Raw genomic sequence first — 24,159 nt, 5'->3', positions numbered from 1 at the left:
AGGGGCTGATATAAGAGTTCATCCCTTTGTTTGTGATTCTAGTTATACAGACCATCAGAGTTTTAAAAATAAAACTTACTCAAAGCACCTCTTAGCTGTGATTCAAATAAAAACCAACCATAGCAGATGCCAATACCGATGCCAATGAAACCATCCTTCCATCCCTGATTTTCGATAACATGGTGATATATGCCCCAAGGAGGAGATAAGAATAATTTCCAGAGCTTGAATTCCCTATTACTGCCTGCGATTTTTGCGTATCGGCGTTGGGCCTGCCAGTGCTCGTAGAGGGATTCTGCCAACTGGTGTCGAACGGCTAACTCAGGATCTGGCTCAAGATCATAAGCGTCATCCTCATCGTACTCAAGAAAACTATGGACCTTTTTCTTGAGTTCCACCTTTTCAGGGTTCAGCAAGGTCGGTGTATAGCCAAGTGATTGTAGCCCTCCGGATAGTTGTTTATTTCCAAGATAATTCAAAATCGGAGCACGGACCACGCCGATATCCTCGGTGGGCTGCTCTTTAAGCTCTTGAAGGCGTTCTTGGAGTGCCTTTGGATGTCTCTCATCTGCATCTATGAAGAGAACTAAATCGTTGGTTGCTGCGTCAATACCTAACTGCCGTAGATGATCGAATGGTTCACCCTGCTCTGGTTTTGGTGCGTCAACCACTTTCGCTCCCCTCGACCTGGCGACTTCCCGAGTTCTATCGGTACTTTGACTATCGACGATAATAACCTCGTCACACCATATGACGGAGGTTAATGCCTCTTCTAACTCCCTCTCTTCGTTGTAAGTCGGTATAATCGCTGAAACACACATATGATTACTGTGACTACGTAGCTGTTTTTATGGTTACCGTATAAAACTGTACTCCGTGGTTACGAGTCTATGTCTGGAATAGATCGGAGACCTAATTTCTGCTGAAAAGGTTATCAACTTTAGCGTGATGGGAACAACCGAGAGTGTTGCGTGGCACATCAGCAATGCTCACCGCATGTGGAAAAAGGCCACCATTGGAAGTGTTTTCTACTAAAGACACGTCGACAGAGCGGTGTGTTATCGCAGCGTTGCTTGTTCCATGCTGGCCTGTTTACCGACGGATCGAACTATCACCAGTCGGCTGTATAAGGCGATTAGACAGTGGTTTCATCGGCTGAAGTACGTTTTGAGCTAGACTACCAGATCATGATCGCTGCTTTCTCCGTGTCCACATATGACTCTCTAACCTTGACACCTTTCCTTTTGCTGCGATAAGTTAATGAAAGTCGGAACTAACTCTTGCCCATGAGCTGGGTTATAGATGGGGCTAAGGCGTTATATGCATCTACTACTGCAGTAGCGCAATCTCACGTACGGTGGGGGCGGAATATATACGAAGACGACTGGGACCTGCTGGTGATTTTGGATGCCTGCCGGGTAGATGCTTTACAGGAAGTACAGGACGAATACGATTTTATCGAAGAAATAGAGACGCGTTGGTCTCGGGGAAGTACCTCGAAAGAATGGATGGAGAATACGTTTGTCGAGCAATATCGGGACGAGGTCGAATTGACCGCCTACGTCACTCCAAATCCATTCTCCAGTCATCTAAAGGATACCGTAGGAAAGAGGGTTGCGTATACTTGGACTGAGGACACCCGTTTTGAAAACAGCAAGTTTCTATCTGGCTTGGTGAGGGGTGATCTCCTCACTGCCGATGACTTCGGTGAATTCGTGGATCTATGGGGGATGGTAGATGACGATGACATCTCCCAGTTACACCCTGAGAAGGTCACAGATTGTGCGATACGCACCGGCAGACGAACTGATTGTGAACGTCAGATAGTCCATTATATGCAACCCCATAGACCGTATCTAGCCACTTCCGAAGATGTTCCTTGGAAGGAACGCCCCTTTGGATACCTGAGAGATGGCGGAGACTTCGATAATGTCTGGACTGCTTACGTGGACAATTTACGTCTCGTACTTGACTACGTAGAGACACTCCTTGAGAACGTCGACGCCGAAACCGTCGTCATAACGAGTGACCACGGAGAACTGTTCGGTGAATGGGGTCTGTATTCTCATGAGGTCGGATTCCCCCATCCAGCTATTCGAAAAGTTCCGTGGACAGAAACCAGTGCTACTGATACCGGGAACTATGAGCCAGAGCCCGTACGCTCAGAGACTGAGGCGTCAGATGAGGAACTTGAAGATCGACTGGAAGCGCTTGGTTATCGATAAGTATCGAGAATAAAGAATTGTATCCGATCTAAAAGGATATATAATACATTGGAATCATAGACCTGTATGGCGATTGAAAGACCGATCACACATCCGGATCCTGCTGTTTCGGTCGTTATTCCAACGATCCCTGAGTACGAACTCAAAACTCTTTCTGCACTTCAAAAGCAAACCGAAGATCAATTTGAGGTTGTCGTCGTATCGGATGCATCTCTAAATCGGTGTGAAGCCCGGAACAAGGGAATCGAAGAAGCGAACGCCGAAGTAATCGCCCAAACGGACGATGACTGCTATCCGCCTGAAGATTGGGTTGAGCGAATTCGAAATTTCTTCGATGACCATCCTGAAAAGGTACTATTAGAAGGGCCGCTTGACAAACTACGGCTTCCCGCACGACATTATATTGGTGCCAATATGGCGTATCGGCGGAAAGCTGCCCTTGATATCGGTGGGTTCGATTCTGAATTCGCAGGGTGGCGTGCAGATACTGATTTTGGATGGAGAATGGAAGACGAGTACGGAGTGGAATGCTGTCATCACGATCCAGAATTGGAGGTGGTACATGATGGACCGACCAGAACGAATGTAGACCGCGAAAAGGAACAAAAATTCAGATCGAGATATCCAAAGCGGTACTTTACTGTCCTATACTATCCGAATATCCCGTTCGGTAGACAGGTGGGTTTAGTCGTAGCCATGTGTTATCAGACGTTCCCGAAGGTTGGTGAAATACTGATCAAAGTAGCAAGGAATCTGCGACCCTAGAACAAAATTCTCTACAAAACGGTTATCTGTGGACGAATACTCTGGTTTCTCCATTCTCATAGACGCGACTATCTGTCGGCTGTTCTGGTGATTCGACGAATACGAATTGTCGCCCACCCAATGAAAGGCCGGATTCTGAAATCACTCCTGTCCGATTGGTGAGATCAGAATAGGAAATTAGAGTCCCTCGATCGACACCAGTCAGGTTTGCTTCCCCCGTATTTGGTCCAGTCTGTTCAATTGGGATGGATGTTCCAGGGTGAGTCAGTTGTAGTGATCCGTCCACATATGTTTGAGTCCATTTATCGCCTTGTATCTCCTGATGTGTATTGAACTGACGGAAGTGTGGTAGGTCGTCTCCAACTGGAGAAGTTGCCTTATCTGCTACGGGAGATGCGAGACCTGCCACTGAAAGAGAGATTACGAGAAAGACGACCGTGATTCGGCCACCGCTGATTGTGATATGACCATTACTGATCCTCCCACGCCTATCGATCACATAGAATAGTGTACCGACACAGATATTGAACCCGAAGAGTATGAGCAATCCGTAGAAACGTTGCGGTGCAGTATCTACCGAGTTCGTTAGTAGGCTCACGACCAGCAGAAGAGAGATAGCACCGATCCAAGTGAGGACAAAGTCGTACTCCCATTCGCTCCGCCGAAACAGCCATACCGCTCCGAGAATTGACAATACGAAGAGAATCGTTTGAGCAGCCGTGCTGGCGATCAGTACGTCGATTGCGAGTTCTGAATATCGTCCCGGTCCGCCCGTAGCTGTCCCCGTTTCCGATGATTGAACGACCGATAACAGAAGTCCAGTGAACCGTCCCACCAGTGGGTCTTGGTGAATCGGATTACCCATCACACCGAGGAGATACACACTGACGAACAGGAGAGCACCTTTGGCAGATGTCATTGGAGCGTACTCTCGTGGCGTGATCAGGCTTGAAACAAACGCGAACACACCGAGTACAATAAGAAGGATCATCGCGGCTCCGGCACTGAACTGATGACCAAATATGAGTGCAGGCATAATGGTGATTCCAAGTAAAACCCTCCTTCTCGCCGGGTTGGGCAATTCCAACGACCGGTATAGTAGCACACCGGTGCTACCTAGGAGGAGAATCAGCGCATAAAAGAAATTCAATTTGTTCGGATGCATACCGCGACCAAGCATCCAACTAGACGTGGCAAAGATGAGTGTCGCGTAGAGCGCCATCCGTCGCGTTATCGAAGGAAAAACGTGATCAAGAATAGATATCACCAGAACAGTACAGACGAGCAACAATGTCGCGAGGAGAAAATATCCGAGTTGCGGAGACAATCCGGTGATTTGGGAAAATGCCGCTGTATGAGCGAGATGGCCTGCGTATATTGTCTGTCCAGATAGAATATTTCCGGTCGAAAGGATATATTCCACACCGGGAATATACCCCTGTAGCGTATCAGGACCGGCCATTCCCGCCGGAAATAGGAGTTGACTGCTCCAATAGGTGAAGAACGATAACGATGCTATCTGGGGAACGATACTGCGTGGTGGCGCTCCTCTAGCTATTTGATACGCAATGAGTCCCGCATAGCCGCCGAAGAGCACGTACAGGAGAGGAGGCCGCTGATACGTATGAAACCGGAAAAGAACGATTATCGCAGCAGCGTACAGACAAGCGAGGATTATCGGAATACGAGCATCTAACGGATCATTCTCGGAATCAATGGACAGATTCGAGGGTAAATAGAACCGCTTCAGTAGTAATCCGACGACACCGAGAAAACCACCGATCGCAACCCCGAGAATTGGACCGACAATTGACCAGAACTCTAAAGAAACAAAAACGTACAGCAATAGCAATCCAACAGCTAAGAGAAGAACTGTTGCGTATCTCCGGAGCCATTGAATAACGTACTCAAGCATCATTCAGAGGTTCAGCACATTCTTTTTGAGTAGAGCGGTATATTTCGTCCACACGCGTCGCGATAGACATCCAGTCATGTTCCACTGCCCAATTCCGAGCATTTTCTGACAGTTGAGCGGAATGCTCCGAATCTCTCAATACTTTCCCAATCCGTTCTGCTAACCCCTCAATATTACTCTTCTCGACTAGATACCCCGTCTCACCATCCGCAACCGCTGTCGGAACCCCTCCAACTGAAGTACCAACGACTGGCGTCCCACAGGCCATCGCCTCCATGAACACAATGCCGAACCCCTCGTACTCCGAGGGCAACACGAACAGGTCCACTGCGGAGTACAGCGACGGCAGTTCCTCGTCGGGAACGAACCCGAGGAACCGAACCCGATCGGCCACGCCGAGACCTGCCGCCAGCTCCCGAAGCGACGCCTCCAGTCGTCCGGTCCCACCGATCAACAGCTCGGTGTCGTCCCGGTCCAACTGCGCGAACGCCCGAATCGCCTTGTCGATCCCCTTGCGCGGATCAAGTCGACTCACCACGAGGATCGTCCGTTTCGACTCGTCCACAGCCGGATGGACTTCCTTCGTCGGCCGAAACCGATCCGTGTCGATTCCCGGCGGCACGGTCGTGAGCTTCGCCTCGTCGAATCGGTACAGGTCCCGCAGCTGCTCGCGCGTGTGGTCGCTCACCGCGATTATCTGATCCGCGAAGCGCCCGCTTACCGCGTCCATGACCACGTTCACCGGATGGAAGAAGTACCGAAACAGGTAGTCGGCGAACCCGTCCGGATCCACCGACCGCGCCTCGTCGTAGGACGTGCCGTGACTCGTCAACACCAGCGGCGCGTCCAACCCCTTGAGGAACCACGGCCCGAACGCGATCGTCGAGGCGGGCATCAACGTTCCGTGGATCACGTCGTACTCTTCGAACTCGATCCGGAGCCGACACGCGATGCTGAAGTACAGCGTCGAGAACACGACGAGCGGCCGAGCCTGCGTGATTCGCGTCACGTCGACGTTGGGATGGGTCTCGACCGACTCGTCCTCCTCTGATACCGCTTGCGTGTACACGTCGACCTCGTGGCCGAGCTCGCCGAGCGCGTTCGCGAGCTCGTACGCGTACGTTGCCCCACCGCCCGTCCGCGGCGGGTACATCTTCGTGATCAGACAGACTCGAAGCGAATCGTCGATGTCACTCCCCTCGCTGCTGTCCGTATCGCTTCCAGCCACCACATCCACTTTTTCGCTCACAGAGATCCCTCCGCTGCGAGCAGATCGCTAGTCGCCTCCTCGATCGTCGCCTTCTCCGCTTGGGTCGTCTCGTGTCGTTCGAGCAACTCCGCGAACAGCGATCCGACCTCTGGATACTCGGCCCGAACGTCGGTCGTTTCGTCGGGATCCGCAACGAGATCGTAGAGCCGCTCCGTCCCGGTCTCGACATCGCTAACCAACTTCCAGCGGGGCGTGCGGACCGATCGCGTCCGGTTGTTCTCGGTCTTCGAGATTGCGAACCGTTGCGTGTGGTCTCGCGGGTCGAACTCGTCCGTCTGAGAGAGATCGAGGAGCAACTCCGGCACTCCCCGTAAGGGAAACTGCTCGTCGACAGTCTCCGACGCGTCGAGCCCGTGAACGAACAGCGGCACCCGGAGATTCTCCTCGAACAGCGTCTGCTCGTGGCCGAAGTTCCCGTGTTCGCCGATCGCCTCGCCGTGGTCGGAGGTGAACACCGTGATCGGGTCACGATCTCGGGTCGCCTCGTGGATCGCGTCCACGAACGCGTCGACCGACCGGACCGCGTCTCGGTACGCGCCGCCGATCAGCTCGCGGGCGCGCTCCGGCAATTCCTCGTCGGCGGTCTCGCCCTGCCAGTAGCGGAGGATTGCGTAGTACATCTCCCACGCCGCGGACTCCTCGCGGTACCGCCGCGGCGTGATATACGGCTGGTGGGAGTCCAGAATGAACACCCAGAGAAAGAACGGTTCGGGAAGCTCGGAAATCGCCTCCTCGACCAGATCGAACGATCCGGGCCACTGGGAGAACCATTCCTTCTTCGAACTCCAGCCGAAGGGATCCCCGGGAAGGCCCTCGATCCCTGTATCGGCGAGTTTGAACAGCGTCGAGTCCGAGAGGTGTTTCGCCGAGACGTCCGGGCTGTCGGCGCTAATCTCGGTGAACTCGTCGAATCCGAGATCGAAACTGCTCTCTCTGGTCGTCCACGGATTCGCGGTGAACGCCGCGGTCTCGTACCCCTGACGCTGGAGCCGCTCGCTCAGATGGGTGAACCGCCGCATATGCTCGCCGATCCGCGCCTGCCGGCCCTGCCAGTCCGCCATCGTCCACGACTCGTCGTCGGTCATGAACTCGCCAGTGAAGAACACCGGCACCGACGACGGCGTTCGGGGGCCGGGGGCAACTGCTTGCGTGAAGGACACCCCTTCGTCGGCGAGCTTATCGATCGCCGGCGTCAGATCCGACTCGGCGTTCACGAACCCACAGTGATCCGCACGAAGGCTGTCCACCGTGACCATGACGAGATTTCGCTGGTCGCTCGCCACGTTACTCCTCCAAGTAGCCGAGCGACTCAAGTCGCTCTTGGACACCTTCTTTGGAAGTCGACGACTCTGAGGACCGATCCGTTTCTCGTTCGGCGCGCGTCACCACTTCTGAGAGGACGAACTCCGCGTACTCGTCGGCGGTCTCGAACTCCGTCTGTTCGACACGCGTTTCGATTCGATTCGCGAGGTCCTCAGAAACGGTAAGGTCAGTCATCTGTGGTGATCACACTCGTTCGTTCGAGTGTTCCGGTCGCATATATATTTCATGTGACTGTTCATCTCGGTGCTTCGTCTACTCCTGTCTCTGTGAAGTTCCCCGACTCACTCATTTGTATCCCAGCGCGTCGAGCCGTCGTTCGATCTCTTCGTCGACCTCTTCCTCGTCTCCGACCGACTCCCCGTTCTCGACGCGGACCCGCTCGTCGACGTGCGCTTCCAACTCCTCACGCAACGCGGACCCCGCACACTCCCCGAATTCGATCGTCCCCGACTCCCGATCGCGCTCACAGAAACACGCGCCCTCCGCGGTCCGCGACGCGTACCGCCGCAGGTGGCTGTGCTCGTCCTCGCCGCGTGCCTGACAGAAGACCGTCCGATCGCCTCCGAGCTCTTCGACCAGCGACACGCCGTCGGCCGTCGCCTCGACGCCGACCGCCGCCTCGATCGTCGCGCCCACGTCCAATGTGCTCGCGGGCGTCTCTACAACCTCACTACGCCCCCCGGGCGGCCGCACGTACAGCGGCACCTTGGTGATCTCATCGTGGAGGTATCGCGGATGTTCGTAGTAAGCGTGCTCGCCGAAGGCGTCGCCGTGGTCCGCGGTGACGATCAAAAGCGACTCTTCCAACAGCCCACGCTCCCGAAGCGCCTCGAAGAACTCACCGATCTTCGCGTCGTTGTATCGGATCTCGGCGTCGTACAAGTCGATCAGCAGCTCGCGCTCGTCGTCCGTGATCGACGCCGGGTCTGTGATCGCTCGCTGGTACAGCGACTGCGCCTCCCGGCCGGACACCGACTCGTCAGCGTACAGCGTCGCGTACTCCCCGGGCGGCTCGTAGGGCCCATGGGTGTCCATGTAGTGGTTCCACAGGAAGAACGGCTCGTCGTCCAGCGAGTCCAGCCACGACAGCGACCGCTCGTTGATCTCCGCGGCCCGCGCGTAGTGCCGGTTCCGGAGCTTGTCGAACGCCCGCTGGGCGAGCGCGACCAGCTTGTGCTGGCCCAGATGGAGGTCGTCGTCGAAGTGATCGAACCCCTCGTCGAACCCGTACGCCCGCGAGACGAACGGGTTCGAGTGGAAGCCGGCGGTCGCGAACCCCTCCCCGGAGAGCGTCGACGCCACCGTCTCCGTCGCGAGTCGATAGCCGTCGTCGACCGCGACGTCCGGGTACTCGCCCGTCAACAGCGCGGGCACCGCCTCACGGGTGTGCGAGCTCGCGCTGTAGGCGTTCTCGAACCGGATCGACTCCTGCGCCAAGTCGTCGAGAACGGGCGAGGTTTCGCGGTGATAGCCGTACGAGGAGAGGTGGTCCGCACGGAGCGCGTCGGCGGAGAGAAGAATGATATTTCTCGGATCCTCACTCATCGCATCGACACAACACGTGAACTGATAAAGGTGTTACGTGAGTGGAGAGAACGGCGATCGAATTGGCAACTTCCGCCTCGGAAACGACCGTCCTACGTGTCCCGCGGATCCGTCACGAACCGAGACAACCCGCGATTGGCCTTCTCGATCCACCCCGCATCGACGAGTCCCTGTACTGCCCGGTTGACGTACTGCCATCGGATGTCGAGCCGCTGCTCCAGCCGTTTCGGATTCGTATGTCCTCACGGGTTCTCCGCCGCAGGTGGCCCCGGAACGACGAACACCTCAAACGCAACGGAAACTACCCGAGTTGCTCTCGGCACAGTTCGTCGAGCGCGCTCCACAGGATCTCCGTCGGCATCGACTTCGCGAACCGCGCGGGTTTGCGGCCGCGCTCGTCTGGACTGGGACCCTCGTACTGGAAGTGTACCGACCCGAGTTCCGGATGGTCGTCGTCGTCGCGGTGCCACCCGCAGTTGACGATGCTGTTCGGTCGGTAGGTGACGGTCGTGACGGCGGGCTGTCGCCGGAGCACGTCCCGCAGCCCCTCGTACACCGACGTGTCGATCGTTTCGGCCACCCCATCTGTCTCAGGCGGAGCGGGCGTCGCGCTCGATGGCCCACTCGTACTCGTTGAGCGCCGCCCGAACGACCGGAATGCGGTCGGCGAGGTGCTCCCACTCGCTGGCAATGTCACGCCGCCGCTCGATCTCGGCGGCGTCCTCGAGGTCGGCGATGGCCCTCGGAGTTCCCCCGGCGTCTCGACGTCGTACGTCTCCATCCACTCCGTCACCGTCTCGCGCATCGACGCGAGCGCGGTTGTGAGCTCCTCGCGGTCGTGTTCACGCTGGAGGGCGGCGACCTCGCGGTAGGACGCCACCAGTCGATCGACACAGTACAGCGTCCGATCGCCCTGCTCGACCGTCCGGCGGACGCTGTCCTCGACGAGCTGGTCGAGGTACTTCTGGGCGGTCTTCACTGTGGCGTCCGTTTGGTCCGCGATCCACGATGCGCTCCGCGGTTTCCGGAGGGTGCGCGCCGCCGCGCGAACCCGCTCTCCGCGGGTCATCGACGCGCGGTCCGGTCCGTCGTCCCGATCGGTGTCGTCGGTCATCCCCCGTTACGAAGCGATAGAAGATATGTCCATCGCGCTGGAAATATGAGATATGAGGATCCGGGAGCTCTTCCTCTCCGAGGATATGTGGCGTAACAGTAACCCGATACGGCGGGTACTACCGCACATGGCGACCGAAAGCCCTCTCGAAGAAACCACGGTCAACGATCAGGGGATGGTCACGGTCCCGGCGGCACTCCGGCGACGGCTCGACATCGAGGCCGGCGACAAGCTCCGCTGGAACGTCACCGAGGACCGGGATCTCACCGTCGAGGTCGTCCGACAGCGCTACGGCGCGTTCGAGGACGACGACGCGAAGGCCCCGATGGGCGGTGACGGTCTCGAAACCCACGACCTCGCCGGCCACGAGGGAGACCCCGCGTTCACGGAGAACCGCTGAATGGCGGTTGCCGTCGTCGATTCGAACGTCCTCATCGACTACAAGGACACGAGCCACGGCAGCCGCAACGAACGGGCGGTGGACATCGTCCACGCGAACGACCGGGGTGACCCTCCGACTGCTCGGGTCACGAACTACGTGCTGCTGGAATCCCTGAACAGGATTCACGAGCGACAACGTCACGATATCGCGGTCGATCTCCGCGATCGCCTCTCGGACTCTGCGGGCTTCGAGGAGGTCCACTCCGCCCAGAAGGACTTCCATCGCGCGGTGGAGCTCTTTGAGGCCTACGGTGGGCTCGCGTTCGGAGATGCGACCATCGCCGCCTACATGGAGCGAGAGGACATCGAGTACCTGTACTCGTCGACGACGACTTCGACGCGCTCGATACCGTCACGCGACTAGCGACGGCTGAGAACCATTCAGTTAATCCGCGAACTGAAAGAGACGCTCGAAGCGCCGTGTTCAAGACGCCGCCGCGAGACTATACAGTCAGTTGACAATGCGTATCGCCTTCGTCTCGAACGTCTGCTACCCCTTTGTTACCGGCGGCGCTGAAAAGCGCATCCACGAGATCGGCACCCGTCTTGCCGATCGGGGCCACGAGGTCACGCTCTACAGTCGTCACTTCTGGGACGGACCCGAAGAGATCACCCACGAGGGGATGACGCTTCGCGCGGTCGCGCCCGAGGCGGACCTGTACGCCGAGGACCGGCGCTCGATCACGGAGGCGCTCGACTTCGCGGCCCGGGCGCTCCCACCGCTCCGCAGACGTCTCCGGAACGACGAACACGACGTGGTCGTCGCCAGCGTCTTTCCGTACTTTCCGGTGCTGTCGACGAAACTCGCGAGCCTCCGGACGGACACGCCCGTCGTCACGACCTGGCACGAGGTGTGGGGCGACTACTGGGAGGAGTATCTGGGACGTCTCGCGCCCTTTGGAAAGGTCACCGAGCGCGTCACCGCGCACACCCCCCAACACCCGACGGCGATCTCGGCGATCACGGCCGATCGGCTCGCCGCGATCGGCCCCGACCGCGACGACATCGAGATCGTCCCGAACGGGATCGACGTCGAGCAGGTCCGCACCGCGCCGCGTCCCGATCAGGGGTACGACGTACTGTTTGCGGGCCGACTGATCGAACACAAGAACGTCGACGTACTCTTGGAGGCGTTCGACGCGGTCGCCGCCGACCACGACGCCACCCTCGGGATCATCGGCGACGGGCCCGAGAGCGACCGGCTCGAAGCGAAGCACACTGAGCTCGCACACGCGGACCGCGTCGAGATGCTGGGCTTTCTCGACGACTACGAGGACGTGCTCGGCCACATGCGGGCCGCCGACGTCTTCGCGTCGCCGAGCACCCGCGAGGGGTTCGGGATCACCTTCTTGGAGGCGATGGCCGCGGACTGTACCGTGATCGCGGCCGACCATCCGGAGTCGGCCGCCGACGAGGTGATCGCCGACGCGGGCTTCTGCGTCGCGCCGACGGCTGACGCGCTCGCGGAGCGACTCGACGCCGCGCTGGGCGGCGCCCGACCGCCCACGGCACCCGCCGAGCACGCCGAGCAGTACGACTGGGACGCGATCGCGGCGCAGGCGGAGACCGCGTACCAGCGCGCGATCGACGGCGCGTGGTGAGAGAACCACGGCGGCCGAACCGTCCTGTATCGACGTGACCGAGGTGTCACTCGTGATCCGTGCTGTCCACGCGATGTGGCGCACAGCGTACGAGAGCGACGATCCAGACCGCTGAATCCAACACCTCAACACCAGATTCGGAACGCCGCTTGATATGTATGAAATAAAAGAAAACATCAAACACACCAATTTTCATATATTTTCATCGCGTCGATCCGAGCACCACTGAAAGTGGTGATTCGGCTTCGCACGGAATTCGGTCATTCGGATAGATCAGGTATTCGAAGGATAGATTTAACCCTTCAAACGGAGTTTTTCGATCATATCGATGGCACAGGAGTCGAAACCCGTCGCCCAGGTCGATGTTCGGAACATCGGTGGAATCGACGAAGCGTCGGTGACGCTCCCCGAGGGCGTCTCGATTTTGACCGGACGAAACGCGACCAACCGGACATCCTTCCTACAGGCGTTGATGGCCGGACTCGGTAGCCGGCAGAGTTCGCTGAAGGGGGACGCTGAGAAGGGCGAAGTGACCCTCGTACTGGACGATGAGACGTACACGCGTACGCTACAGCGCCGTGGGGACTCGGTCAGTTTCGACGGGGATCCGTATCTTGACGATCCGGAACTAGCCGACTTGTTCGCGTTCCTGTTGGAAAACAACGAGGCTCGCCAAGCGGTGGCGCGCGGCGACGACCTCCGCGAGATCATTATGCGTCCGATCGATATCGACTCGATCGAAGCGGAAATCCGCGAGTGTAAGCGCGAACGGGAGGAGTTGGAGTCTGAAATTGAAAAACTCGACAGTCTCGAACGGGACTTATCCGACCTCGAAACAGATCGGAGGGAGAAGGTCGAAAGTCTAGAGGCCGCCAGAGAAGAACTCGAATCCGTCAACGACGAACTCGATGAACTCGACACCGGCATTGAAGAGAGCCAGACGCGTAAGCAGGAACTCGAGAATGCGTTTCAGCGAGTCCGCGATGCCCGCTCCAAACTCGATAATATCGAATTCGACCTCGAAACCGAGCGCTCGACGCTCTCAGAGCTAAAGGCGGAGCGTGAGGAGCTTCATGAGACCATCGAAAATGCGGAAAAGCCAGACGAGAATGCGGACCGGCTCGCCGGCCGTATCGACGAGCTGCGCGGTCGGAAGCGCTCCCTTGACGATGATATAAACGAACTCGGCAGCGTCATCAATTTTAACGAGGATCTGATTGATGGCTCTGGAATCGAGATTTATGAGGGGACGCCTAGCGACGATCCGACCGATGCGCTGAACGCAGATGGCCAGACAGTCTGTTGGACCTGCGGGTCCGAGGTTGGGACAGACCAGATCGAGGCAACCCTCGATCGGCTCCGGGAACTCCGCTCAGATAAGCTTGATGAGCGCAGTGAGATCCGTGCGAAGATCCAAGAGCTTACTGACCAGCAGTCGTCGATCCGTGAAGCCGAACGTGAGATCGAGCGCGCTCAGGAGCGGCTTACTGCGGTTGAGACAGAGATTGAGTCGACTGAGTCGCGAATCGCGGACTTAGAAGATCAGATCGAGTCGAAACAAGAGGAGATCGAAGAGCTCGAACAAGACGCCGAGTCGATCGATGTCGAGGGGTACGACGAGTCGATCAAGCTTCATCGTGAGGCAAACGAGATCGAACTTCGGATTGAGCGGTTCAAAGATGAGATTGAGGAGATTGACGACGAAATTGACAAACGGGAGGCCGCGATCGAGCGCCGCGAAGAGCTGAAATCGGAGCGCGAGGAACTCGCTAGTCGGTTGACGGAACTGCGGACGCGCGTTGACCGGATCGAGGAAACCGCCGTTGAGGAGTTCAACGAACACATGGAAACCGTGCTCGAGATTCTGGAGTACGAAAATCTCGACCGTATCTGGATCGAGCGCCGGGAAACGGAGGTCCGCGAAGGTCGCCGTAAGGTTACCCGAACTCGGTTCGAACTACATATCGTCCGGTCGTCATCTGACGGGACGGCCTACGAGGACACGGTTGATCACCTCTCGGAGAGTGAGCGCGAGGTAACGGGACTTGTGTTCGCGCTCGCGGGGTACCTCGTCCACGACGTCTACGAAACGGTTCCGTTCGTCTTACTCGACTCGCTTGAGGCAATCGACTCGGATCGAATCGCGCGTGTTGTCGACTACTTTCGGACGCACGCCGATTACTTGGTTACAGCACTCCTACCGGAGGACGCCAATGCCCTCCCTGAAGAGTACGCCTATACAGAGAGCATTGACTGATCGGCCGTATCAGCCTGAAGGGTCCAACCCCTGTTGGAGACGTGCGTGATTCGGCACAGCACCATTCCCGAAGTTTCAATAATCAAAACAGTATTTGAAAGTGGTAGTTAAACGGAGTGTATATTATCGAGTGCGATGAGAGATATCCAATTACGAATGGGGTTGGTGTACTTGACACCGATGATTTTGTAATACCAGGGACCAAATGCCTGATATGACCTCCGAAGCGAGTGAGACAAACACGAAAGTTGCGCGAGTAATTCAGGAGTACGATCTTGATGGGATGGGCGAAAGCTTGGAGGCCGCGTGGACCGGTGAGACAGGGGAGCGGACGAGTCTACGAGACCTTGCCGATGAGTTCAATGAATCGGTTTTGGAGACAGCCCTCCGTAACGTTAATGTCTCGTCAGTTAGTGCCGACGTGTCAAGCATATATGACGCGTTGCGAGGTGAGTCAGAATCGTCGACGACACGCGTCCGCCGCCGTCTTGAACGTGAAGGTATCGACGTCGACAAACTCACTGGAGATTTCGTCACTCACCAAGCGATCCATACGTACCTCACGAAAGAGCGGAAGGCGAGCCTCCCGAAAGCAGACGACAATATGGCCGACCGCAAAGTTGAGACTATCGAAAAACTCCAGGGGCGTGTCGCAGCGGTCGCCGAGTCAGCCATTTCATCACTCGCGAACACGGACGAGCTAGATAGAGACAATTATGACGTACTTGTTGACGTGCGCGCCGTGTGCCCGAACTGTGGCTCCGACGCACCGGTCGTTGAACTGATTCGACAGCGCGGGTGCGGCTGTACGGCAAATGCTAATTCCGCGAAAGGTGATTGAATTTGAGGGTTAGTGGCTCTGCTGAAATCCTATTGATCTGACCTCTTTCTCGCCGAAACAGACAACTGTGGTCACGACGGCCGTCACCACGACGTTTCACCAGACGGGACACACCTTCCGAACGTCTGAATAGAGTTGAGCCCCTGCTCACTATCATGCCAGCGCTCTGGTTAGACGAAGTTAGGGCTACAGATCTCGAGACAGTCGGGGGAAAAGCCGCGTCGCTTGGCGAACTGATCGCAACCGGGTTCCCGGTTCCATCTGGGTTCGTCGTAACAGCAGATACTTACCGGGACTTCATCAGTGAATCCGGAATTAAGAACGAGTTGCGTACCGTTACGGACATCGACACGGAAGATTCTGCTACACTCACAGAGGCGCAGAACCGTTCACACGATCTAATCATGGAAGCACCGATGGCAGATACCATTCAGGAAGAGGTACTGGACGCCTACCGTTCCATGAATACAAACGACGAAGAAACGTCCGTCGCGATCCGTTCATCAGCGACAGCCGAAGACCTTCCAGACGCCTCATTCGCGGGCCAACTAGATACGTATCTGAACGTCACTAGCGACGATCTCATTGAAACCATCAAACGATGCTGGGCCTCACTGTTCTCCCGGCGGGCAATCCACTACCGGAACCAGAACGACTTCCCACGCCATGGGGGAGACATCGCCGTCGTCGTCCAAGAAATGGTCACAGCCGACACCGCCGGCGTGATGTTCACTTCTCACCCGTCGACGGGCGCTCACAAGGCCATCGTCGAAGCCGCGTGGGGACTCGGCGAAGCCGTCGTCTCCGGCGTCGTCTCACCCGATAACTACGTCGTCAATCGGAATACAGGAGCCATCGAGCAGGTCACAGTCGCTGACAAGAGGGTGAAGTACGTCAAAAGCAAACAAACCGGAGAGACAATCGAAGTCGACGTTTCCGAGGAGAAACGCGAGCAGCGCGTCCTCTCCAACGACCAGCTCCGCACACTCGTCACCATCGGTGAACGAATCGAGTCGCACTACGGGACCCCCCAAGACATCGAATGGGCCATCGTCGACGGCGAAGTATTCGTCCTCCAGTCTCGACCCATTACGACCATCCCGGACCGGAATTACAACGAGAGCGGAGATGAAACCGCTACGAACGATAGCCGCAGACAGACGCGCGGTACTGGGGATGTCCTCCTCGAAGGGCTCGGTGTAAGTCCTGGGGTCGCATCCGGTACAGTTCGTGTCCTTGAAAATACCGACGACCTAAACGAAGTCACTGAGGGCGATGTCGTCGTCGCGGAAATGACGGAGCCCGACATGGTACCTGCGATGCAGCGCGCGGCCGGCATCGTCACCGATGAGGGCGGAATGATTTCACACACGGCGATCGTCTCACGAGAGCTCGGCCTCCCGGCCATTGTTGGCTGCGACGACGCTACCCGAGAACTAATCCACGGGCAGGACGTCACCATCGACGGCAACAGGGGGACAGTCCACCGAGACACCGAGACAGAACCTCTCGAGACGGCAACATCACGAGACTGAAGGAACGCCGATGGACGGCTAGCGCGACCTCCGGACGCCGCGCTCCGTGAGATCAACCGCGATATCAAAGATGCTCGTTAGCTCGTCGGATTCGGCGACCCCCTCGCACTTGACGTGTGGGTGACTGTAGTGTTCGGGTGCCTCTCGGAACTTCCCAGTCTCCGCGAACCGCATCTGGAACACGCGACCCGGTTCCCGGATAATATGGCAGTTCGGGAGGGCTTCGACGCGTTCCTCGACCTCATCCAGCATCGCATCAGGGACGGGAATCCGCACGATGGCTTCCGCGAGCTCGCCGCGGGTTTGGTAGTACTCTTGGGTTGCCATCGCACCATTCGAGGTGTAGGCGTACATCGCGAGCCGAATCTCTGAGGCTTCGACGTCTGCCTCGCTCCCGGTCCCAGTCTTGTCCGTCCAGTTGTAGGTCACGTCTTCTCCGGGGTCGTCCAAAGCGTTGGCCTCTGCCCAGTTCCCTGGATCGTACTCCGTGCCTGTCCGACGGACGAGAGTGACGTCCTCGTGTCCGTCTTTGACGACTTTGAATAGAAGACCGATGGTGTCAGATCTTCCGAACGTGATTCTGGGAGAGTTGTTGACGCGGCTCCAGACGTGTTCTCCGAATTCGTCGTTCACGATCCACTGTGTGATGTCGTTCGTCATGTTCATGCCTCGTCGGCCTCGTCGCTACGCCGGCCGACAACATATTTTAGCCCTCGCTTAACGTACAAAAGCCGTTTGTTTTAGTCTAACCTAAAAATTCTCGGTCGGTTCGCGGTGACGGCAGACCGACCAAGCGCGAAGACATCGTTTTCAGGAAGCTTCGCGCCAGACAATTTATGACGGCTCCGCCAGTTAGTCGGCGTATGGGAACGACGCCGCTCAAGACGGTCTTACGAGCATTTGATGTAATTCGGATACTGAACGAGGAGGGCGAAGCCCAGCCGTCGCAGGTCGCCGCCGAACTCGGGACAAGCCGCGCGACGGCCCACCAGTACCTGGTCTCACTGGCCGAAGTCGGCTACGTCACGCAGGAAAACGGCCGCTACGATGTCAGCTACCGATTCCTCGAAACCGGTAACCAGAAGAAGTATCGCAGCTGGCTGTTCCACGCAACGGTTCCAGCGCTTGCGGCACTACACGAGGAGACCGGTGAACCAGCGCACCTCGGCGTTGAGGAGGGCGGGGAATGGGTGCTCTTACACAGGGAGAACGAGCGACGAGAGACCGGTCTCAGCCTCTACAGCGGGTCGCGACTTCCACTACACACGAACGCCGCCGGAAAAGTCGTCCTCACGGAGATCACGACCGACCGACGTGACGAGATACTCGACGAAAAACGGTTATACGCGTCAACCGAACAGTCGATAACTGACCGAGACGAGTTACGGAGGGAACTGGAAGAGATCTCGACACAGGGGTACGCCGTCGACTGGAACGAAGAAGCCAATGGAACCGGATTCGTCGCCTGCCCCATCACTATCGACGGGTACGTCGGAAGCATCTCCATCGTGGAGTCCGCGACCAGACTGCGGCGCATGGAGTACCGCAAGTACCTGGTCGACGAACTACAGGCCGCAGCCGATGACATCCAAGACCAGTACCGACGGATGTCGGAACACGGACCGCCTCAACAAGGCAATCCCTTCACTCGCAAGTAGCGTCTCACCCGGTCGATGACCGGAACGGGCGACACACCGGTAGTGGTATTCCGCGTCGGCAGTTGCTCACTCGTCCGGAAGCGGCCGTTGTGGATGGATTCGGAGCGCAGGCTTGTACTGTACATCCGCCTCGATTTCGAAAACATCCTGGAGGAACGCCTCAGTCACAACATCGTTCGGCTTTCCACGCGCCTCAATTGTGCCGTCCTGTAGAGCGAACAGGTGGTCGGCGTTGTGTGCGGCCTGTTCGATATCGTGGAGAACAACGACAACCGTAATCTCGCGACGTTCGTTGAGGCGGTGAATCGTCTCCATCACCTGTAGTTGGTGTTTGAGGTCGAGGAACGTTGTCGGCTCGTCCAACAACAGCACGTCGGTCTCCTGGGCGAGCACGACGGCCATCCACACCAGCTGCTTCTGGCCACCGCTGAGATCTTTGACTGAACTGTCACGGAGGTGGTTAACGCCCGCGAGATCGATGGCACGCTCAACGGCGTCCTTGTCCTCGTCAGAGACGCCCTCGAAGAACCCCCGGTACGGGTATCGACCGTGATAGACGAGGTCTTCGACCGAAATGTCACCTGGCGAGTCGTTCTCTTGGGAGAGCCGGCTGAGCCGGCGAGCGAACGCCTTCCGGTCGTACTCTTGGACGGTTCGGCCGTCAAGAGAAACTGTACCGGAGCGAGGTTTGAGGTGATTTGAGAGGGACTTGAGGAGTGTGCTCTTCCCGCTGCCGTTGGGCCCAATAAGGGCCGTGATCTGACCGCGAGGAATCCGGAGATCATCACAGGCAACGACGACGCCGTCCGAGGAGGGGTACGCCAGCGAGAGGTCGTCGGCTGAAACGACAATATCACTCTCCGTATGCTCGCGTTCCGTTGAGCTGTCCACCGTGTCCGTGCCGTGGGTTTGTGTCGTGTTCGACATTAGATTTCACCGAGGTTCTTCTTTTTCCGCATGAGGTAGAGGAAGTACGGACCGCCGAAGATACCCATGATAACGCCGACCGGGAGTTGAATGGGACTCAACGCCAATCGCGCTGCGACGTCGGCTCCGACCAAGATAGCCGGGCCGAGAAAGATACAACCGATCAGCAGCTGTTTATAATCGCTGCCAACGATCGTTCGAACCATGTGTGGGACGATCAGGCCGACGAACCCGACGAGACCGGCGACGGCAACGGCCGCAGACGCACAGAGAACCGCGATCGCGGAAACACCGAAGCGGATCTTCTCGACAGACATGCCCAGGGTCTTCGCCGTTTCCTCACCCAGTAGCAAGACGTTGAGCTGTCTGGAAACGACGACAGCCAGCGTCAGCGAGATGATAGAGAAGGGGAGCGCGATCCGGACCTGTGCCCAGCCCGCACCGAGCAGCGATCCTGCCATCCACGTCCGAGCAGTCATGATCGTGCCGAGATCGTCGACGAAGAAGAACAGGCCGCGCTGAATGGATCCGAAGACAGTTCCGACGATGACGCCCGCGAGGACGAGTCGAATCGGATTCGCTCCGTTCTCCCACGCGATTGCGTATACCAGTAGGAATGCGATTGCTCCGCCGAAAGCTGCGAGGATAGGCAGAACCGGCTGAAGGGACGCGAAGAACATCACAATAAGCATGATGATTAGCCCTGCCCCTTGGCTTACGCCGAGGATGTACGGTGACGCCAGTTCGTTCCGCGTGACAGCTTGGAAGATAGCACCGGAAACGGCTAGATTGGCACCGACCAGGAGACCGACGACGATTCGCGGGAACCGGATGTTCCAAACGACGAGTGTCGTCCGAGTGAACCACTCGGGAAGCGGATATCCAAGGATGAATGTCTGCCACGCTCGGAGGCTGAAAATGATGTTCGGATCAAAGATACCGCGCCACGCCTCGGCGATGGTGAGCTGATACGCTCCGAAACTCACGTGCGCGAGCGTCGCACAGACGAGAACGACGGTACTCCCGAGCATGACAGTCAGCAGCGAAGGCGTGATCCATCCGTAGATAGTCCGGTCCGGGAGCCGCTGTGTGATGGTTTTCACCCTGCTGGACATTATAGATCCCCGGTGACGAGATCGGACACTCGCTGCCGATCAAAGAGCTGTTGGTCGCTGGACAGCTGACCGATCGGACCGGGCCACTCCCCGAACTCTTCGGGATAGATCTGCTTTGCGGCGGCCTCTAGTGAGAACAGGTCGGTGATCGGGTCGATGTAGTGACCGACGGTTCGAACGAGGTTCCCTTCTTGGACGGCCGTCAGCCCACTCGTCTGGTCGTTGTTCTCAAGCGGTTCGACGACGTTTGTGACGAACTCTTCGTGGGTGTCCATCCACAAAGAGGGAATCGCGATGATGTCGGGATCGGCCTCCAAGATCGCTTCGATACCAATCTCGCCGTCGATGTTCTGCCCCTCGAAGACATCTTTGACGCCGAGCTGACCGAGCGTTCGCGTATTCGACTTGTCTTCTCGGATGTGGACCGGTATGAAGTGTCCCGAAGCCGGATTTACCCCTCTGATCAGACAGGTAGCGGTGGGGCGTTCGTCCTCAGGCGGGAGCCGAGACTGAACGTCCGAAAGGATCTCCGCGTGGTACTCCTCCCATGCGTCGTACTGTTCCTGCCGTTGGAACACCTGCGCGACCTTCTCGAAGGCACCGTACAGGTCGTAGTAGGGTTCCTGATTGTTCATCGGCTGGTGGATCTGCGACCCGAGGAGCGGCGCGACATTGGTCGCGATCTCTTCGACGTCTTGATCGCTCCAGCCGGCCTGTTGCTTGAGATAGCGGGGATCTTGGAAGATGACGTCGGGATCGGTCTGGTAGAACACCTCCTTGTCGAATCCTCCTTTTCCTCCGGTTATCGTTTGAATCTTGCTCGTGTCGTAGTTGAGTCCGGGAATGAGGTCGTAAAATTTCCCGTTGATCTTGTCCGTTCGGCCGCCGTACGTCGGCAGCAGATTCAACGAGATACCGAATCCGGACCACACCGACGCGAAGTACGTCTCAGGAACCTCTTCGAACGTGTGGCTTCCATATGGTTCGACGGTGACGGTATATGAACCGTCCGCAGAACTCTCCGATGCGGCTTCAGTTTCGTTCTCCGCGTTGCCCGCCGTAGTTTGGTCCGTCGATTCGCTACCACTTCCGGACGATGTACATCCCGCCATGGCACCAGTGATCAGACTGCCGCCGACGGCCAGGAACTTGCGTCTTTGAGCCATCCAAGTTTTAGGTCCGCCTAAACAAACCTAAAGCTTTCTATTTTAGGTCGGCCTAAAAAGAGTGGTTCGACCAATGCGTGCCGACAGCGCCCGCGTACACGGTACGTGGTACGCAGGCGAAGAGAGCGGCTTTATCCAGCGTATCATCGTTAGCGAGTTCATAGTTCAAAAAGGTTATTACAATGTGGAATCAGTCCCAATCGCGATGAAGTATGAAACGGAAAGCCGTGCGCAGTCAAACGGAACCGATTCGAGAATCAGTACATCGGAGAGTTTCGACGTAGTCATCGTCGGTGGGGGTCCAGCAGGGTCCGCAGTCGGGGTCTTCACGGCACGGTACGGGCTCGATACACTCATCTTTGATCGCGGGAATTCCTCGCTACAACGCTGTGCGTTCCTCGAGAACTATCTCGGGTTCCCGGGCGGCATCGATATCGAGACGTTCTATGAACTCATACACGACCACGCGACGGAGATGGGGTGTAAACTCCGATCGGAGTTCGTTGAGGAAGTCGACCAACTCGACTCGGGCCGATTCAAAATCACTACGCAGGATGACGACATCGTAGAGGCGGATCGTGTCGTGGCGGCGACCCGATACAAAAGCGAGTATCTCCGCGAACTCAACGATGAGGGTGAGATGTTCGAGACACGCGACAGAGGCGGAAAGCAGCGAAATAACTTCGACTGTAAGTATCCGGACGAGGATGGACGAACACCGACAGATGGGCTGTACGTCGCTTCTCCAGCGGAAGATGTCGAGATACAAGTACTCAGTTCCGCCGGCCATGGGTCGCGTGTCGCGCGTACAGTAATTGAAGACGTACGCCGAGAGCACGGGTTTCCTGACGGGATATCGGACTACAACGACTGGATGCGTCGACTGGGTCATGGCCGCGATAAAGAGTCGATGCGTGACAAGTTGCGTGGGAAGATCAACAGGGACCTTCCCGATGACGTTGACGAGGAGTCGTTAGTCGAGATTCGGGACAGTGAGGTCGACCGGCGACTCGATCGATATCTCTCTCAGGACAAAATCGAGCATCGGACGGAGAGGGGACACGACCGACTTCTCGAACATATCGATGATGATCGCATTCTTGCCGCCGCTCACGAGATCAAGTCTGAGCGACGAACTGATTCCGACCGACAAGGAGAAACATCCGAAAGAGACGAGACAACGGGCGACCACGCGTCAAATATATAATGACGTATGAGGTGAGTTTACAGTACTATGTTTGTAATGGTAAGAGTGGCTTTCAGACATTATACCGGATGCGGTGAGATTACAACGTATTTTGGATGAGGAGGATATCGATTACGTCAAATATATACAGACTTTTTAACTAATATAGGACCAGAAGTGTACTGACTTCTCGAGAGTGCCCTCGAACTACGGAGACCCAGAGTGAGTATATAACGGCGAGAGTCTACAAGTCCGATTCGGATCTGTCGGTGGCGATCCCAGGATCTGAAAACCTCCGTGGTTACACCTCCAAGGAGAATTACAGAGAGGGAAACGATCCAAACAAATAGTCGAAGACGGGACCCTTCGCCTTCCGAGGATTCAGGGCAGCGAAAGAACCTCTACGGGCGGTAGGCGCTAATGGCGAGACCGCTACCGATAGGGACGATACTCGTCTCAAACGCGTCGTCATCGCGTACGGTCCGGATGTACTCGATGATTCCGGTAGTGCTTTCGTTGAAGTCGACTGCGGCACCCTGAAGCGCAGCGCGAATGTCGTCCTGCGATGCCGGTCCCCGAAGAATGTTATCGGCCACGATGACGGCGTTCTCAGACAACTCGGACCGGGCGATCGAGAGCGCATCCGCGTACTGTGACTTAGCGTGATCGATAAGGACGAGGTCCCAAGGACCGTCGTGACGCGTGAACGACTCCATCGCGTCACCGTCTTCGTAGTGGACATCACCAGCGAACTCGATCCGTTCGAAGAACTCTTTCGCACGCGCAAGGTTCTCGTTATCGTAGTCGGTGAGCACGATTTCACTGCTATCGGGGAGCACGTTTGCGTACCACGCCGCGGAGTAGCCGAATCCGGATCCGAATTCGAAAACATGACGAGCACCGGTTGCGGCTGCGATTGTCCGAAGGAACTGCCCAGACTGGGGTCCAACGATCGGGAACTCCTCTTCGTGCGCGTACTCCGTCATCTCTTCGAGTACCGGAGAGGACACGTCGGTTACGCCACTGATAACACTCAAGTTGTCGTCTGTCACGAGGTCCATATTTAATACGAGTCGTCCTCTATAGATAATGATTCCTGTGATCAGATTCTTCATACCGTGAAGTGTATTTAAAGGGCAAATTGTCACGATGAACGATATCTGTCTGATAGCTGTTCGACGTACAGACACACCGCCTTCCCCGCCGATATCCTATTGGTAGGGGTATACCAGTATATTAGATTAGTTTCAATCATCTAGTAGACATAGAGAACCA

The 24,159-nt window shown here is 56.9% G+C and carries 22 protein-coding genes; 10 read left to right on the top strand and 12 right to left on the bottom strand.

Translation table 11 applies throughout. The features are described from left to right. Window positions 1–62: 62 nt before the first annotated feature. Window positions 63–821: a glycosyltransferase family 2 protein gene (locus tag J2744_RS12605; RefSeq protein WP_210113700.1), complete on the bottom strand. Its 759-nt coding sequence runs from the start codon at window positions 819–821 to the stop codon at window positions 63–65. Window positions 822–1,286: 465 nt separating this feature from the next. Between J2744_RS12605 and J2744_RS15340 the strand changes: the two genes are divergently transcribed. Next, entirely contained in the window at window positions 1,287–2,225 is a 939-nt protein-coding gene (locus J2744_RS15340) for an alkaline phosphatase family protein (protein ID WP_245203363.1), read from the top strand. 66 nt (window positions 2,226–2,291) lie between these two features. After that, window positions 2,292–2,990, top strand: a complete 699-nt coding sequence (locus J2744_RS12595; RefSeq protein WP_210113699.1) for a glycosyltransferase family 2 protein — start codon at window positions 2,292–2,294, stop codon at window positions 2,988–2,990. A 22-nt stretch (window positions 2,991–3,012) separates the two neighbouring features. Here J2744_RS12595 and J2744_RS12590 read toward each other — a convergent pair whose 3' ends face one another. The 6 genes from J2744_RS12590 to J2744_RS15335 all read right to left on the bottom strand — a co-directional run bounded on the left by J2744_RS12590 (window position 3,013) and on the right by J2744_RS15335 (window position 10,157). Next, window positions 3,013–4,905, bottom strand: a complete 1,893-nt coding sequence (locus J2744_RS12590; RefSeq protein WP_210113698.1) for a hypothetical protein — start codon at window positions 4,903–4,905, stop codon at window positions 3,013–3,015. Next, window positions 4,898–6,058, bottom strand: a complete 1,161-nt coding sequence (locus tag J2744_RS12585) for a glycosyltransferase family 4 protein (RefSeq protein ID WP_210113738.1) — start codon at window positions 6,056–6,058, stop codon at window positions 4,898–4,900. Before J2744_RS12585 ends, J2744_RS12590 begins: the two co-directional genes overlap by 8 nt. A gap of 92 nt (window positions 6,059–6,150) precedes the next feature. Further along, complete coding sequence (locus J2744_RS12580) at window positions 6,151–7,458, bottom strand: sulfatase-like hydrolase/transferase (RefSeq protein ID WP_321169800.1); 1,308 nt, start codon at window positions 7,456–7,458, stop codon at window positions 6,151–6,153. A 1-nt stretch (window position 7,459) separates the two neighbouring features. Beyond that, the gene (locus J2744_RS12575) at window positions 7,460–7,672 is read right to left on the bottom strand and encodes a hypothetical protein (protein WP_210113697.1); all 213 of its coding nucleotides are present in this window, start codon (window positions 7,670–7,672) and stop codon (window positions 7,460–7,462) included. Between the two features lie 111 nt (window positions 7,673–7,783). Then, complete coding sequence (locus J2744_RS12570) at window positions 7,784–9,043, bottom strand: sulfatase (protein WP_210113696.1); 1,260 nt, start codon at window positions 9,041–9,043, stop codon at window positions 7,784–7,786. Between the two features lie 301 nt (window positions 9,044–9,344). Beyond that, a complete protein-coding gene (locus J2744_RS15335; protein ID WP_245203362.1) occupies window positions 9,345–10,157 on the bottom strand; it encodes a DUF7342 family protein in 813 nt (270 codons plus the stop codon). A gap of 127 nt (window positions 10,158–10,284) precedes the next feature. Between J2744_RS15335 and J2744_RS12555 the strand changes: the two genes are divergently transcribed. From J2744_RS12555 to J2744_RS12530, 6 genes are all read left to right on the top strand, one after another. Further along, on the top strand, window positions 10,285–10,557 hold the full coding sequence (locus J2744_RS12555; protein ID WP_210113694.1) for an AbrB/MazE/SpoVT family DNA-binding domain-containing protein: 273 nt from the start codon (window positions 10,285–10,287) through the stop codon (window positions 10,555–10,557). Continuing rightward, complete coding sequence (locus J2744_RS12550; RefSeq protein ID WP_245203361.1) at window positions 10,558–10,962, top strand: type II toxin-antitoxin system VapC family toxin; 405 nt, start codon at window positions 10,558–10,560, stop codon at window positions 10,960–10,962. Window positions 10,963–11,059: 97 nt separating this feature from the next. Beyond that, complete coding sequence (locus tag J2744_RS12545; RefSeq protein WP_210113693.1) at window positions 11,060–12,199, top strand: glycosyltransferase family 4 protein; 1,140 nt, start codon at window positions 11,060–11,062, stop codon at window positions 12,197–12,199. A 328-nt stretch (window positions 12,200–12,527) separates the two neighbouring features. Continuing rightward, the gene (locus J2744_RS12540) at window positions 12,528–14,456 is read left to right on the top strand and encodes an archaea-specific SMC-related protein (protein WP_210113692.1); all 1,929 of its coding nucleotides are present in this window, start codon (window positions 12,528–12,530) and stop codon (window positions 14,454–14,456) included. Between the two features lie 214 nt (window positions 14,457–14,670). Continuing rightward, on the top strand, window positions 14,671–15,297 hold the full coding sequence (gene rdfA / locus J2744_RS12535) for a rod-determining factor RdfA (protein WP_210113691.1): 627 nt from the start codon (window positions 14,671–14,673) through the stop codon (window positions 15,295–15,297). Between the two features lie 155 nt (window positions 15,298–15,452). Then, a complete protein-coding gene (locus J2744_RS12530) occupies window positions 15,453–16,832 on the top strand; it encodes a PEP/pyruvate-binding domain-containing protein (RefSeq protein ID WP_210113690.1) in 1,380 nt (459 codons plus the stop codon). Window positions 16,833–16,850: 18 nt separating this feature from the next. Here the strand turns inward: J2744_RS12530 and J2744_RS12525 are convergent, their stop codons facing one another. Then, window positions 16,851–17,492, bottom strand: coding sequence for a hypothetical protein (locus J2744_RS12525; RefSeq protein WP_210113689.1), 642 nt, complete (start codon window positions 17,490–17,492; stop codon window positions 16,851–16,853). Window positions 17,493–17,695: 203 nt separating this feature from the next. On the opposite strand from J2744_RS12525, the gene J2744_RS12520 reads away from it, so the two are divergent. Then, window positions 17,696–18,490, top strand: coding sequence for an IclR family transcriptional regulator (locus tag J2744_RS12520; protein ID WP_210113688.1), 795 nt, complete (start codon window positions 17,696–17,698; stop codon window positions 18,488–18,490). Window positions 18,491–18,556: 66 nt separating this feature from the next. Here J2744_RS12520 and J2744_RS12515 read toward each other — a convergent pair whose 3' ends face one another. The 3 genes from J2744_RS12515 to J2744_RS12505 are packed head-to-tail and all read right to left on the bottom strand — an operon-like array spanning window position 18,557 to window position 21,698. Further along, on the bottom strand, window positions 18,557–19,417 hold the full coding sequence (locus tag J2744_RS12515) for an ABC transporter ATP-binding protein (protein ID WP_210113687.1): 861 nt from the start codon (window positions 19,415–19,417) through the stop codon (window positions 18,557–18,559). Then, a complete protein-coding gene (locus J2744_RS12510) occupies window positions 19,417–20,532 on the bottom strand; it encodes a FecCD family ABC transporter permease (protein ID WP_210113686.1) in 1,116 nt (371 codons plus the stop codon). The genes J2744_RS12515 and J2744_RS12510 overlap by 1 nt, the downstream gene beginning before the upstream one ends. Beyond that, a complete protein-coding gene (locus J2744_RS12505; protein WP_210113685.1) occupies window positions 20,532–21,698 on the bottom strand; it encodes an ABC transporter substrate-binding protein in 1,167 nt (388 codons plus the stop codon). The genes J2744_RS12510 and J2744_RS12505 overlap by 1 nt, the downstream gene beginning before the upstream one ends. 205 nt (window positions 21,699–21,903) lie before the next feature. Between J2744_RS12505 and J2744_RS12500 the strand changes: the two genes are divergently transcribed. Beyond that, entirely contained in the window at window positions 21,904–22,905 is a 1,002-nt protein-coding gene (locus J2744_RS12500) for an NAD(P)/FAD-dependent oxidoreductase (protein WP_210113736.1), read from the top strand. A 380-nt stretch (window positions 22,906–23,285) separates the two neighbouring features. Here the strand turns inward: J2744_RS12500 and J2744_RS12495 are convergent, their stop codons facing one another. After that, window positions 23,286–23,945, bottom strand: a complete 660-nt coding sequence (locus tag J2744_RS12495; RefSeq protein ID WP_210113684.1) for an O-methyltransferase — start codon at window positions 23,943–23,945, stop codon at window positions 23,286–23,288. Window positions 23,946–24,159 lie beyond the last annotated feature (214 nt).

It is taken from the genome of Halorubrum trapanicum (assembly GCF_017873555.1).
Classification (GTDB): domain Archaea; phylum Halobacteriota; class Halobacteria; order Halobacteriales; family Haloferacaceae; genus Halorubrum; species Halorubrum trapanicum.
The sequence above is the reverse complement of the archived record's forward strand: the minus strand, read 5'-3'. Positions and strand labels throughout refer to the sequence as shown.